The sequence below is a fragment of the Amycolatopsis sp. NPDC114484 genome (assembly GCF_055633755.1).
Map to the genome: position 1 here is coordinate 135,682 of NZ_JBVKDQ010000002.1, position 13,358 is coordinate 149,039.

General features: G+C 71.5%; 13 protein-coding genes. 8 read left to right on the plus strand and 5 right to left on the minus strand.

The genetic code is table 11. The annotated features are described in order from the left end of the window. Window positions 1-88 precede the first annotated feature (88 nt). From ACZ7SW_RS06480 to ACZ7SW_RS06495, 4 genes are read left to right on the plus strand one after another with little or no spacing between them, the layout of a single operon-like run. A complete protein-coding gene (locus ACZ7SW_RS06480; RefSeq protein WP_470229376.1) occupies window positions 89-1,411 on the plus strand; it encodes a M20/M25/M40 family metallo-hydrolase in 1,323 nt (440 codons plus the stop codon). Beyond that, window positions 1,411-2,304, plus strand: coding sequence for an alpha/beta fold hydrolase (locus ACZ7SW_RS06485; RefSeq protein WP_470229377.1), 894 nt, complete (start codon window positions 1,411-1,413; stop codon window positions 2,302-2,304). Before ACZ7SW_RS06480 ends, ACZ7SW_RS06485 begins: the two co-directional genes overlap by 1 nt. A gap of 32 nt (window positions 2,305-2,336) precedes the next feature. Next, complete coding sequence (locus ACZ7SW_RS06490; protein ID WP_470229378.1) at window positions 2,337-2,939, plus strand: winged helix-turn-helix domain-containing protein; 603 nt, start codon at window positions 2,337-2,339, stop codon at window positions 2,937-2,939. Next, window positions 2,932-3,660: an SRPBCC family protein gene (locus tag ACZ7SW_RS06495; protein WP_470229379.1), complete on the plus strand. Its 729-nt coding sequence runs from the start codon at window positions 2,932-2,934 to the stop codon at window positions 3,658-3,660. The genes ACZ7SW_RS06490 and ACZ7SW_RS06495 overlap by 8 nt, the downstream gene beginning before the upstream one ends. A gap of 63 nt (window positions 3,661-3,723) precedes the next feature. Here the strand turns inward: ACZ7SW_RS06495 and ACZ7SW_RS06500 are convergent, their stop codons facing one another. From ACZ7SW_RS06500 to ACZ7SW_RS06515, 4 genes are all read right to left on the minus strand, one after another. Further along, a complete protein-coding gene (locus ACZ7SW_RS06500; protein WP_470229380.1) occupies window positions 3,724-4,305 on the minus strand; it encodes a dihydrofolate reductase family protein in 582 nt (193 codons plus the stop codon). 18 nt (window positions 4,306-4,323) lie between these two features. Further along, entirely contained in the window at window positions 4,324-4,548 is a 225-nt protein-coding gene (locus tag ACZ7SW_RS06505; protein ID WP_470229381.1) for a DUF5703 family protein, read from the minus strand. Next, window positions 4,545-5,558 (minus strand): YncE family protein, encoded by a 1,014-nt coding sequence (locus ACZ7SW_RS06510; RefSeq protein ID WP_470229382.1) that lies wholly within the window; start codon window positions 5,556-5,558, stop codon window positions 4,545-4,547. The genes ACZ7SW_RS06505 and ACZ7SW_RS06510 overlap by 4 nt, the downstream gene beginning before the upstream one ends. Before the next feature lie 98 nt (window positions 5,559-5,656). Continuing rightward, entirely contained in the window at window positions 5,657-6,619 is a 963-nt protein-coding gene (locus tag ACZ7SW_RS06515; RefSeq protein WP_470229383.1) for an aldo/keto reductase, read from the minus strand. 161 nt (window positions 6,620-6,780) lie between these two features. On the opposite strand from ACZ7SW_RS06515, the gene ACZ7SW_RS06520 reads away from it, so the two are divergent. From ACZ7SW_RS06520 to ACZ7SW_RS06530, 3 genes are all read left to right on the plus strand, one after another. Then, window positions 6,781-7,623: an undecaprenyl-diphosphate phosphatase gene (locus ACZ7SW_RS06520; protein WP_470229384.1), complete on the plus strand. Its 843-nt coding sequence runs from the start codon at window positions 6,781-6,783 to the stop codon at window positions 7,621-7,623. A gap of 29 nt (window positions 7,624-7,652) precedes the next feature. Beyond that, complete coding sequence (locus tag ACZ7SW_RS06525) at window positions 7,653-8,369, plus strand: histidine phosphatase family protein (protein WP_470229385.1); 717 nt, start codon at window positions 7,653-7,655, stop codon at window positions 8,367-8,369. Between the two features lie 91 nt (window positions 8,370-8,460). Then, window positions 8,461-10,512 (plus strand): M3 family metallopeptidase, encoded by a 2,052-nt coding sequence (locus tag ACZ7SW_RS06530; protein WP_470229386.1) that lies wholly within the window; start codon window positions 8,461-8,463, stop codon window positions 10,510-10,512. Between the two features lie 72 nt (window positions 10,513-10,584). Here the strand turns inward: ACZ7SW_RS06530 and ACZ7SW_RS06535 are convergent, their stop codons facing one another. Further along, a complete protein-coding gene (locus ACZ7SW_RS06535; protein WP_470229387.1) occupies window positions 10,585-11,757 on the minus strand; it encodes a serine/threonine-protein kinase in 1,173 nt (390 codons plus the stop codon). A 237-nt stretch (window positions 11,758-11,994) separates the two neighbouring features. On the opposite strand from ACZ7SW_RS06535, the gene ACZ7SW_RS06540 reads away from it, so the two are divergent. Next, the gene (locus ACZ7SW_RS06540) at window positions 11,995-13,245 is read left to right on the plus strand and encodes an MFS transporter (protein WP_470229388.1); all 1,251 of its coding nucleotides are present in this window, start codon (window positions 11,995-11,997) and stop codon (window positions 13,243-13,245) included. The last annotated feature ends 113 nt before the right edge of the window (window positions 13,246-13,358 follow it).

Genomic DNA, 13,358 nt, shown 5'->3' on the forward strand with positions numbered 1-13,358 from the left:
TCACGGACGTTCGGGCCGCGCCGCACCGGCGGCGGTTCCACTCGCCGGGACGGCGGCGTCGGGGCGCGGCGGATGATAGGAATGGCCGGTGACCCAACCGAACTTGATCGACGCCGCCGCGGACGAGGCTGTCACGCTTACCAGCGAGCTGATCCGCATCGACACCACCAACACCGGCGACCCCGAAACCCTCGTGGGCGAGCGGGCCGCGGCCGAGTACGTCGCGGAGAAGCTGACTGACGCCGGGTATGAGATCACCTACGTCGAGTCGGGCGGCAAGGACCGGCACAACGTCATCGTGCGGCTGCCCGGTGCGGACCCGGGCCGGGGCGCGCTGCTGATTCACGGCCACCTCGACGTCGTCCCGGCCGACCCGGCGGAATGGTCGGTGCACCCGTTCTCCGGCGCGGTCCAGGACGGGTACGTGTGGGGCCGCGGCGCGGTGGACATGAAGGACATGGTCGGCATGACGCTGGCCCTGGCCCGGCACTACAAGATCAACAATATCGTCCCGCCGCGCGATCTCGTGTTCCTGTTCGTCGCCGACGAGGAAGCGGGCGGCAAGTACGGCGCGCAGTGGCTCGTCGAGAACCGGCCGGAGCTGTTCGAGGGCGTCACCGAGGCGATCAGCGAGGTCGGCGGCTTCTCGATCACCTTGAAGGACAACGTCCGCGCGTACGTGATCGAGACGGCCGAGAAGGGCATCCGCTGGATGAAGCTGCGCGTGCGCGGCACCGCGGGCCACGGCTCGATGATCCACCGCGACAACGCGGTCACCAAGCTGGCCGAAGCCGTCGCGAAGCTCGGTCAGCACCAGTTCCCGTTGGTGCTGACCGATTCCGTGCGCGAGTTCCTGGCCGGAGTCACCGAGATCACCGGCTGGGACTTCCCCGAGGACGACCTCGAGGGCGCGGTCGCCAAGCTGGGCAACATCTCCCGGATGATCGGCGCGACCCTGCGCGACACCGCGAATCCGACGATGCTCACCGCCGGCTACAAGTCGAACGTGATCCCGTCGGTGGCCGAGGCCGCGGTCGACTGCCGCATCCTGCCGGGACGGATCGAGGCGTTCGACCGCGAGCTGGACGAGCTGCTCGGGCCGGACATCGAAAAGGAATGGATGGAGCTGCCGCCGGTCGAGACCACGTTCGACGGTGCGCTCGTCGACGCGATGACCGCCGCGGTGCTCGCCGAGGACCCGGGCGCGCGCACCCTGCCGTACATGCTGTCGGGCGGCACCGACGCGAAGTCCTTCCAGCAGCTCGGCATCCGCAACTTCGGCTTCGCGCCGCTGAAACTGCCCGCCGACCTCGACTTCTCCGGGCTCTTCCACGGGGTCGACGAGCGCGTCCCGGTGGACGCGCTGAAGTTCGGCGTCCGCGTGCTTGACCGGTTCCTCCGCTCGTCCTGATGCCCGAGTTCCGGCTCGCCGACGGCACGCCCCTGCACCTCGTGCGCAGGGGCGACCCGGCGGCGGCCGTGACCGTCGTGCTGCTGCACGGCTACGCGCTCGACCAGCGCAGCTGGGGCCGGATCGCCCCGGTGCTGCCGGACGCGGCCGAGCATCGGATCGCGGTGCTGAGCTACGACCACCGCGGGCACGGCGAATCCGGCCGGGCCGCGCGCGGCACCGCGACGATGGGCCAGCTCGCCGACGACCTCGCCGAGGTGATCGAGCAGGCCGTGCCGCACGGCCGCGTCGTGCTCGTCGGGCACGACATGGGCGGGCTCGCGGTCATGTCGCTGACCCAGCGGCATCCGGAGCTGTTCGCCGCGCGCGTCGGCGGGCTGGTGCTGCTGTCGACGTCCTCGGGGCGGCTGGCCACCGAGGCGTCCGCGGCGTGGCCCAATGCGCTCGGAAAAGTCGCGCAGGACCTGGAAATGGTGCTCGGCGCGAAGCTGTACGGCGTGTTCCGCGAGCACACCAGCCGCGCGGTGAGCGCCGGGCTGCGCTGGTGGCTGTTCGGCGACGATCCCGACCCGGACCTCGTCGAGCTGACCGTCAAGATGATCCGCGGCAACTGGCCGCGCACCATCTCGCAGTTCCGGCCCGCGCTCGACGCCTATGCGCGCGAGGCCGCGTTGACGCTGGCCGGCGACCTGCCGGTGACAGCGATCGTGGGGGAGCGGGACCGGATCGTCGCGCCCGCCGACGTCGAGCAGTTCGTGCGCGGGCTGGCCAGGGGATACGCCGTGGTGCTGCCCGGCGTGGGGCATGTCGTCCCGCTGGAGGCCGCCGCGCAGGTGGTCCCGCGGATCGCCGCGGTCGTCAACGAGGTCCACCGACAACAAAACCTGTCTTGACAAGGTGAGTGTTCAGCCGCACGATAGGACGCATGTTTCCTGTTGCGGTGATCGAGGACGCGGCGGCGGCCGAAGCGTCGCTGGACCCGGTCCGGGCCCGGCTGCTGGCCGAACTGGCGCAGCCGGCGTCGGCGACGATGCTCGCGGCTCGCGTCGACCTGCCGAGGCAGAAGGTGAACTACCACCTGCGCGCGCTGGAGAAGCACGGGCTCGTGGAGCTGGTCGAGGAGCGGCGCAAGGGCAACGTCACGGAGCGGATGATGCGGGCGACCGCGTCGTCGTACGTGATCTCGCCGTCCGCGCTCGCGGCCGTGCAGCCCGACCCGGCGCAGTCGCCGGACCGGCTGTCCGCGCGCTGGCTGCTGGCGGTCGCGGGTCGGCTGGTGCGCGACGTCGGAATCCTGATCACCGGTGCGGCGAAAGCGAAAAAACGGGTGGCCACCTTCGCGCTCGACGGCGAGGTCCGGTTCGCGTCGGCGGCGGACCGGGCCGCTTTCGCGGAGGAACTGGCGACCGCGGTGACCGCTCTGGTGGGGAAGTACCACGACGAAAAGGCCGAAAACGGCCGTCCGCACCGGGTGGTGCTCGCGGTGCACCCGAGTGTGCCGACGGGGGAGGAAAACGAGCATGGGTAAGGAATTCCGGGAGATCGACGTCGCCGAGGTCCCGGTCGAGCCGGAGCGGGTCTGGGCCGCGATCGCGACCGGGCCGGGCATCGACTCCTGGTTCATGGGCCGCAACGAGGTCGAAGGCGGGGTCGGCGGCGCGGTGCGCGGAGCGTTCGCCGCCTACGAGCCGACGCACGAGATCACCGCGTGGGACCCGCCGAACCGCCTGGCCTACGGCGGCGAGCCGGAGCCGGACGGACGGCGGATCGCGTACGAATTCCTCGTCGAGGGCCGCGAGGGCGGCAGTTCGGTGATCCGTTGCGTCACAAGCGGCTTCCTGCCCGACGACGACTGGGCGGACGAGTTCGAGGCCATGCGGGCGGGCGGCGCGCTGTTCTTCCGCAACCTGGTGGAGTTCGTGCGGCACTTCCCGGGCCGCACGGCGACGCCGGTCACCGCGTTCGGGTCCGCGGTGATCGCGGACTGGCCCGCGTTGTGGGCCGCGCTGGCGAAGGAATTGGGCGTCGAAGAGCTGACCGTCGGCGCGAAAGTCCGGCTGGCCGGGTCTGACGGTGTGCTGTACGCGGTGAACGACCAGACGGTCGGGATCCGTACCGGCGAGGGGCTTTTCTGCTTCATGCAAGGCTTCCGCGGCCCGCTGGTGGCGACGCACCACATCGTCGCGCCGGACGCGGACGCGGCGGCGGAGGAAGCCAAGTGGGCGGAGTGGATGGCCTCGCTCAGCTGACGGGCGAATGGGCGGCGCCGAAGACCGGCACCGCCCATTCGTCAACGCGCCTCAGGAAAAGCGCTAGGGGCGGACGTAGCGCAGCAGGGCCACGCCGCTGCCGAAGATCCGGCTCTCCGCCAGCTTGTAGCGGTCCACCGAGAACCCGGCGTCGAACAACGGCGCGCCGGAGCCGAGGACGATCGGGTTCAGCTTGAGGTGGATCTCGTCCACCTCGTCGCGCAGCGCACCCGCGAGCGCGCCGCCGCCGCACAGCCAGATGTCCTTGCCGTCTTCCTTCTTCAGCTCCCGGATCTTCTCGACCGGGTCGGTGCCGACCAGTTGCACGGCAGGGCCGGGAGCCTCGGTCATGGTGCGGGAGAAGACGTAGTGCCGCAGGTGCGTGTAGGCGTCCGTGACACCGAGGTCCACGGCCATCCGGTAGGAGACCCGGCCCTCCACGACAGTGTCGAAATGCCGGTGCGGGACGTCCTCGACGCCGAGCGCGGACCGGACGTGCGCCGGCACCATCTCCGGGTACTCGCGGATCAGCGGCTCGGCGTGGTCGCCTTCGAACGGGAACACCGAGCCGGTCGGGTCTTCCCGGGTCGGGGCGGCGATGAAACCGTCGAGCGTGGACGCGACGAGGTAGACCAATTTACGCATAATGGACAGCTAACCAGGTCAGGTGGCGAGCCCCGACGAGTGGTCGGCCGCCGACCGCTTGCGGCGCAGCCAGATCCTCCGCGTCCCGTCGGCGTACAGCCGGACAGTGCGCAGTTCCCAGCCCGCGAACTCCGCGTGGATGGAGAGCTGGATCATCGCCGCGCGCCGGGACACCGCCGGGGGCAGGCGCAGGCGGCGATACTCCCAATCCCCTTCGACCACCGCCTCGTCGACTGTCGTCATGGCTGGATCACCTGGGTCCCTTCTCCCGCGGCCGAGCCGACGAACACGCGGCCGCTCTGGTCGTCGACGCCCACCGTGTCCGGCTGGCGCACGGTCGGGAATCGGTATTTCTCGACGGGCTCTCCGCCGCGGACGTCGTAGCCGGCGACCTCGTTGCGGGCGGTCAGGGTGATCCACGCCAGGCCGCGCTTCGCGTCGTAGGCGATGCCGTACGCGCCGCCCGGCACCGGGTAGCGCTGGCGGAGGATCAGCGGGTTGGTGGAGAACGCGAGCAGCGCGCCCGCTCGCGCGTCGGTGACGAGCACGCGGCCGTAGGAGTCGGCGACCGCGTTGGCCGCGCCGTCGCCCGCGCGCAGGCCTTCGTCCATGGTCCCGGCCTGGACGTCCACGCTGAACACGGCGGTGCGCAGCCGGTCGAGGACCACGACGCCGTTGCCGGTGTTGACCACGTCGTCCGCGCTGTACAGCTGGCCGGTGATCGTCTTCGCGACCGCGCCGTTCGCCAGCACCTCTACGGCCTTGCGGTCGCGGACCGCGACGAGGGTGTCCGGTCCGTCGGCGACCCCGGCGGCGGGCTGCCCGGCGACCTTCTCGGCGATCAGCTGCCCGCTCGGCAGCGCGACGCGGGCGAGCACGCCCTTGCCCGGGACCCCGGCGAGCGCCTGGCCGCCCGACACGCTGAGCGATTCCGCCGGACCGGGCAGGGCGACGGTCCTCTTCGGCGCCCCGAGCGAGCCGAGATCGTAAAGCCGCAGCTCAGGCGGCTGCGAGAGCGCCACGACGAGAGTGTGGCTCTGCGGGTCGGTCGCGATCGCGGACACCACCGGCATCGGCAGCACCTGCCCGGCCGGAGGCGCCGCGCGGGCGGGGGAGACGGCCGGTTTCGCGGCCGTCGGATTGGCCACGACCTGCAGATTGTCCTTCGGCTCGGCCGAGGACGAGCAGGCGGACAGCGCGAGCGCACCGGCCAGCGGGATCGCGATCCGCGACGCGGCGGTGGGCCGACGCACCTTGAAACCTCCAGCAAAGCTCCGGCGAACGGGTCCTTCCAGCATCCTCCAGGAACGCCGAACCGTCACGCCCGTGTCACCGACCCGACACCTCCGGCTCACCGGGTGCCCCGTTCCGGATAGCCGAAGTCGACGCCGCTGACGTCGTCCAGCGCGCTGCGGATCGCGGGCGGGAGCGTGAGGTCCTCGGAGGCGAGCGACCCGGTGAGCTGGCCGGTGTCGCGCGCGCCGACGACCGGGGCGGCGACGCCGGGCCGGTCCCGGACCCAGGCGAGCGCCACCGCGAGCGGCGACGTGCCGAGCCCTTCGGCCGCGGTCACGACGGCCTGCACGATCCGCGCGGCCCGTTCGGTGCGGTGGTGTTCGACGTATCCGGCGTACTCGGCGGACGCGCCGCGCGAGTCCGCCGGCGTGCCGGTGCGGTACTTCCCGGTGAGGACGCCGCGGCCGAGCGGAGCCCACGGCAGCACGCCGATCCCGTGGTGCGCCGCGGCCGGGACGACCTCGCGCTCGATGCCGCGTTCCAGCAGCGAGTACTCGAACTGCCCGGACACGAGCGGCACCGTGGCGAGCGAGGCGGCGGTGGCGAGCTGCCAGCCCGCGTAGTTCGACACGCCCACGTAGCGCACCTTGCCGCTCGTCACCGCGTAATCGAGCGCGGACAGCGTTTCCTCGATCGGCACGCAGGAATCCCACGCGTGCAGCTGCCACAGGTCGAGGTGGTCGGTGCGAAGCCGCCGCAGCGAGCCTTCGAGCGCGGACAGCAGCGCCCCGCGCGAGGCCCCGCCGCCGAACGGGCCGTCCCCGCGGCGGGCGACAGTCTTGGTGGCCAGCACGATGTCCTCGCGCGGGACCAGGTCCGACAGCAGTTCGCCGAGCATCCGCTCGGCCTCGCCGCCGGCGTACAGGTCGGCGGTGTCCACGAGCGTGCCGCCCGCGTCGACGAACGCGACCAGCTGGCTGGCCGCCTCGTCCGGATCGGTGTCGCCGCCCCACGTCATGGTGCCGAGGGCCATCCGCGATATCCGCAGTCCCGACCGGCCGAGCTGTCGCTTTTCCACGACCGCCGAGCCTAGTGGGCGCACCCCCCTCGGCCGGACGAAGGTGACCTCGTGTCGCACCGGCGCCCTCGCGGGAGTTCTCAGGAACCACCCGATAGGTTCGCGACCGTGCGAATCGGACTGCGCCCCGTGCGGGCGGGCGAACCGGCGGGAGCGGCCTGATGGGATGGTTCGAGGCCCTGGTCCTGGGCCTGGTGCAGGGGCTCACCGAGTTCCTGCCGATCTCCTCGAGCGCGCACGTGCGGATCGTCGCGGCGCTGTCGGGCTGGGGCGATCCGGGCGCGGCGTTCACCGCGGTCACCCAGATCGGCACCGAGCTGGCGGTGATCCTCTACTTCGGACCGAAGATCGGCCGGATCCTGCGCGCCTGGTTCTTTTCCCTCTACCGCCCGGACTGGCGGCGCGATCCGGACGCGCGGCTGGGCTGGCTGATCATCGTCGGCTCGCTGCCGATCGTCGTGCTCGGCCTGCTCCTGCAGGACGAGATCGACCGGGTGTTCCGCGACCTGCGGATCACCGCCACGACGCTGATCGTCTTCGGCCTGATCCTGCTGTTCGCCGACCGCACCGCGAAGCAGCAGCGGACGCTGGACCACCTGAACGTGCCGCACGGCCTGGTGTACGGCTTCGCGCAGGCGCTCGCGCTGATCCCGGGCGTCTCGCGTTCGGGCGGCACGACGAGCGCCGGTCTGCTGATGGGCTACACCCGTTCGGAAGCCGCGGAGTACTCCTTCCTGCTCGCGGTGCCCGCGGTGTTCGGCTCGGGGCTGTACAAGCTCACCGACATCGGCAAGAACGGCGACAACGCGCAGTGGGGGCCGACGATCCTGGCCACGCTGGTCGCGTTCGGCGTCGGCTACCTGGTGATCGCCTGGCTGATGGCCTACATCAAGAAGCGCAGCTTCGTGCCGTTCGTGATCTACCGCGTCGTGCTCGGCGTCGTGCTGTTCGGCCTGGTCTTCGGCGGCGTGCTCGACCCGAACGCGGGACCCGCGGGCGGCTGACCCGGCAGATCACCGGTTAGGGTGGCGTCGTGAGTACGGTCATCTTGCTGCGGCACGGAAAGTCCACGGCCAACGGTTCGGGCGTCCTTGCCGGGCGCACGCCGAAGGTCGGGCTGGACGACACCGGCCGGGCGCAGGCCGCCGCCCTCGTGGAGCGGTTCGCCGGGGTTCCGGTCGCCGAACTGGTGGTGTCGCCGATGCTGCGCTGCAAGCAGACCGTCGCGCCGCTGGCCGCCGCGCGGGGCCTGGAGAAGGTCGTGGAGCCGCGGCTGTCCGAAGTGGACTACGGCGAGTGGACCGGGCGGGAGCTCAAAAACCTCGTGAAGGAACCGCTGTGGCGCGTGGTGCAGGCGCACCCGTCGGCAGCGGTCTTCCCGGGCGGGGAAGGGCTCGCGGAGATGCAGGCGCGCGCGGTCGCCGCGATCCGCGCGCACGACGCCCGGATCACCGCCGAGCACGGCGACCACGCGGTGTGGGTCGTGTGCAGCCACGGCGACGTGATCAAGTCGATCCTGGCCGACGCGCTGGGCCAGCATCTCGACGCCTTCCAGCGGATCGTCGTGGACCCGGCCGCGGTGTCGGTCGTGCGCTACACCGAAACGCGGCCGTTCGTGCTCCGGGTGAACGAGCACGGCGGCGATCTGGCCGGGATCGTGCCGCCTGTCCCCAAGGCTCAGCCCAAGAAACGGGGCCGCGCCAAGAAGGGTTCCAGCGACGCGGTCGTGGGCGGAAGCACGGGCCGCTGACGATCGACAGTCCTTCCGTCGGATGCCAAACCCCGTAGGGTGGGCGGAACCACGCGGAGAACCCTGTGGAGAACCAGGAGCGCAAACCCGAATGATTTCCCCGGACAACCCGTTCGCCGTCCCCAGCGAGCTGCCTTACGAGCTGCCGCCGTTCGACCGCATCGCCGACGAGCACTACCGGCCCGCCTTCGAGGCCGGGCTCGCCGAGCACGCCGCCGACGTGGAGCGGATCGCCGACGACCCGGCCGAGCCGACCTTCGAGAACACGATCGCGGCGCTGGAGCGGGCCGGGGCGCTGCTGACGCGGGTGTCCGGCACGTTCTTCAACATCTCGGGCTCGAACGCGACCGACGAGGTCCAGGAGATCCAGGCCGAGCTCGCTCCGAAGCTGGCCGCGCACGAGGACGCGATCCACCTGAACCCGCGGCTGTTCGCCCGCATCGAAGCGCTGTACCGGAAGCGGGCCGAGCTGGGATTGAGCGCGGAGGAGCTGCGGCTGCTGGAGCGCCGCTACACCGACTTCAGCCGCGCGGGCGCCGGGCTTCCCGAGGAGGACCAGGCGAAGCTGCGCGCGCTGAACGAGCAGCTTTCGTCGCTGCAGACCCGTTTTTCGCAGAACCTGTTGCGGGACACCAACGAACTCGCCGTCGTGCTCGACGACGCCGCGGAACTGGCCGGGCTCGGCGAAAGCGCGATCGCGGCGGCGGCGCAGACGGCGGCCGAGCGCGGTCTCGAGGGCAAGTACGTGCTGACCCTGACGCTGCCCACCGCGCAGGCGGCCGTGGCGTCGCTGGAGAACCGCGCGGTGCGCGAGCGCGTCTTCACCGCTTCGGTGTCGCGCGGCAACCGTGGAAACGCCTACGACAACAACGCGATCGTCGAGGAGATCACGCGGCTGCGGGCCGAACGGGCCGCGCTGCTGGGCTACCCGAACCACGCGGCGTACGTGATCGCGGACGAGACGGCCAAAACCGTCGAGGCCGCCGGCGGTCTGCTGGAGCGGCTCGCGCCGGTGGCGGTCGCGAACGCGCGCACCGAGGCCGCCGAACTGCAGAAGCTGCTGGAAGCCGACGTGCCGGGCGCGACGCTGCAGCCGTGGGACTGGGCCTTCTACGCGGCGAAGGTGGAACGCGAGCGGTTCCAGCTGGACACCGCCGCGCTGCGGCCGTACTTCGAGCTGGACCGGGTGCTGCACGACGGCGTGTTCGTGGCCGCGAACCGGTTGTACGGCTTGAGTTTCGCCGAGCGGCACGACCTGCCGAAGTACCACCCGCAGGTGCGGGTCTTCGAGGTCTTCGACGCCGACGGCAGCGGGCTCGGCCTGTTCCTGATGGACTACTACACCCGCGCCTCCAAGCGCGGCGGCGCGTGGATGAACAACTTCGTGGACCAGTCGCGGCTGCTCGGGCGGCGCACGGTGGTGGTCAACGTGCTGAACGTGACCAAGCCGCGCGAGGGCGAGCCGACCCTGCTGTCGCTCGACGAGGTGCGCACCGCGTTCCACGAGTTCGGGCACGCGCTGCACTCGCTGCTGTCCGGCGTCGAGTTCCCGACGTTCACCGGCACCAACGTGCCGCGCGACTTCGTCGAGTACCCGTCGCAGGTCAACGAGATGTGGATGTTCTGGCCGGAAATCCTGGCCAACTACGCCAAGCACCACGAGACGGGGGAGCCGCTGCCGGCCGGGCAGGTCGAACTGCTGGAGGCCGCGCAGCAGTACGGCGAGGGCTTCCGCACGACCGAGTACCTCGCCGCGGCGCTGCTCGACCTCGCGTGGCACCGCCTCGGCCCGGACGACCGGGTGGAGGACGTGCAGCGGTTCGAGGCCGAGGCGCTGGAAAAGGCGGGCGTGGCACTGGAAAGCGTCCCGCCGCGCTACCGGACGACCTACTTCAACCACGTCTTCTCCGGCGGCTACAGCGCCGGGTACTACTCCTACATCTGGAGCGAGGTGCTCGACGCGGACACCGTCGAGTGGTTCACCGAGAACGGCGGCCTGAAGCGGGAAAACGGCGACCATTTCCGGTCGACCCTGCTGGGCCTCGGCGGCAGCGTCGACCCGATGGAGGCGTTCGCGACGTTCCGCGGCCGCGCCCCGGAGATCGAGCCGCTGCTGAAGCGCCGGGGGCTCGCCGGCGCGTAAGCTGGGTGTATAACGACCTATACGGCGGGGCTGGGGCGACCGGCCCGCCGTTGGCGTTCGGCTCGGAAGACCTCAGCCGACGGCGATGTTCGGCAACCACAGCGCGAGCAGCACCGCGAACGTGGCCATGCTCGCGCCGAAGGCGATCGTCCTGGCGCGCCGGATCGGCCAGGTGCGCGGGCCGACTCCCACGAGGAACGCGGTCATCCCGGCGATCAACGCCGGGGGAAAGACGGCCTCGCCGCGGGTGGCCGCGTGGGTGGCGCCCGTCAGGACCACGATCGTGGTGACGACGGCCAGCGCCACGCCGAGAGCGCTCACGCAGCTCCCGGCGATGATTCGCGTGCGGTCCGGGCGCGGGATCTCCGGCCCGGGTTTCCGCTCGGCCGGCTGCTGGACGGTCTGGACCAGGGTTCCGCGCCGCGGCGAGTTCTCCGCGGCGGCCAGGTCCCGTGCCTCGGCGAAGGACGGACGGGCGGCCGGATCCTTCTCCAGCAAGCCGGTGATGAGCCCGGTCAGCGCGCCCGCGCGGCGAGGCGGCGGGGGGTCTTCGAAGAGGATGGCCGCCATCGTCGCCTTCGCGGTGTCGCGACTGAACGGGGAGACGCCCTCGACGGCGTGATAGAGGGTGGCCCCAAGCGAGAACAGGTCGCTGACCGCACCGCGGCCGTGGCCTTCCAGCCGCTCCGGGGCGGTGTACTCGACCGAGCCGATGAACATGCCGGTTGAGGTCAGATGGGTGTCGGCCTCGTGGGTGGCGATCCCGAAATCGGCGAGCAGCACCTGGCCGCTCCCGGTCAGCAGCACATTGCCGGGTTTGACGTCCCGGTGCGCGATGTCCGCGTCGTGCGCGGCGCCGAGCGCGTCCACCAGTGCCGCGGCGATCGGCGCCGCCTGCTCGGGAGAGAGCGGGCCGCCGGCGAGGCGGTCGGCCAAGGTCTGGCCGTCGACCAGGCGCATCACGATCCACGGGACGCCGTCCTCGACCACGACGTCGTGGACGGCCACGATGTTCGGATGGTCGCGCAGCCGGGCCGCGTGCCGGGCTTCCCGCTCGGCCCGCTTGAGCCGGTCGGCCTGCTCGGCGTCGCTGGACGACGGCGGCAGCCGCATCTCCTTCACCGCGACGGTCATGTCGAGGGTTTCGTCATGGGCTCGCCACACCCGCCCGAACCCGCCGGACCCGAGTTCGCTGAGCAGCCGGTAACGGCCGCCGATCATCGCGTCCGGTCGTCCCTCGGCCATGCCCACCGTCCCCGCGCGCTCGTGGTCGCCAGCTTCGCCAGGGTAGAGAACCCGGGCGTCTCCCGGTGCCGGACGGCCGGTTCCGGCCGCCGGTTTCCCCGTGTCCGCACCTCGGCGAAACCCCTTCTTCGTCGGATCCGCTGACGCCCGGGCCCGGGATTCGGCGGATCCGACGAAGCCGCGGAGGGGGTGCATGACCGCACAATGCGGCATCGCCGAATCAAGGAGGATCCGACGGTGAGCATTCGCAGTTCCGCCCCGGTCGTGCGGCGGACCGAACGGACCACGTTGGCGCTGCTGGTCGGCGTCTTCATCATCGACTACATCGACCGCGTCATGATCGCGGTCGCGCTGCCGCTGATCGGAGCCGAGTTCGGGCTTTCCAAAACCACGCAGGGCCTGGTCGTTTCCGCGTTCGCGATCGCCTACCTGCTCGGGCAGATGCCCGGCGGGCTGCTCGCCGACCGCGTGGGCGCGCGGCCGTTGCTGGTGATTTCGCTGGTGGCGTGGTCGGTGTTCACCGCCGCCACCGGGTTCGCGCCGGGCCTGGTCGTGCTGCTGGTGCTGCGCGCGGCGTTCGGCTTCGCGCAGGCGTTGTTCCCCGGCGCGGCGTTCAAGGCGCTCGCCGAACGGACGACGCAGGAAGGGCGCAGCCGCGGCGCCGGGTTGCTGCTGGCGTCGAACTCGGTGGGGGCCGGGCTCGGGCCGCTGCTGGTCGCGCCGTTGGTGGTCGCCGCGGGCTGGCGGCATACGTTCTGGATCGTCGCGGTGGCCGGGCTGGCAGTAGGACTCTTGTTGTGGCGGTTGCTGCCGCCGCCGCTGCCGCGCGAGCTGACCGAACCCGAGGCGCGCGTCGCCCCGGTGAAGGCGCCGGTGTCGCAGGTGCTGCGGAACCGGCTGGTGATCCGCTGCGCGGCGATGTTCGCCTGCTTCAACATGCTCGCCTACGGGATGATCACCTGGGTCCCGTCGTACCTGGTCGAGACGAAGGGCCTGTCGCTGGTCGCGGCGGGCATCTCGGCGGCGATCCCGCAGCTGGTCAGCGCGGCGGCGGTGCTGCTCGGCGGCTGGCTGATGAGCCGGTACTTCGACCGCAGGCCGCGCTGGCTCGTGGTGCCCGCGCTGGTCGCCGCGGCCGGGGTGCTCGTCGCGATGCTGCTGTCGGATTCGGCGACCGGGTTCACCGTGCTGCAGACCGTCGCGATGTTCATCAGCGGCCTCGCCTCGATCGGCATCGTCGGCCTGCCGCTGCGCGTGCTGCCGCGCGACCTGGTCGGGGCGGGGATGGGCCTGGTCAACACCGGCGGCCAGCTCGCCGGCGTGCTCGCGCCGCTGGTGATGGGCTGGCTCGCGGACCGGTTCGGGTTCGCCGCGGCGTTCGGCTTCCTGGCCGTGTCGACGCTGGCCGCGGCCTTGATTTCGCTGACCACGCGGTCGACCACGTTCGCGCTCGGCGCGCCCGCTCCGGCCAGGGAACAGGTCGGCTGACCCACCGGGGCGCGGGGGGGCAGGAGGGGGGCCCCCCTCCCCTAGTTGGGCTTACGGACCCGCCCGGGGGCTTTTCCAACCCCTCTGTTTCGAACCTTGCGCATGTCCCCTCC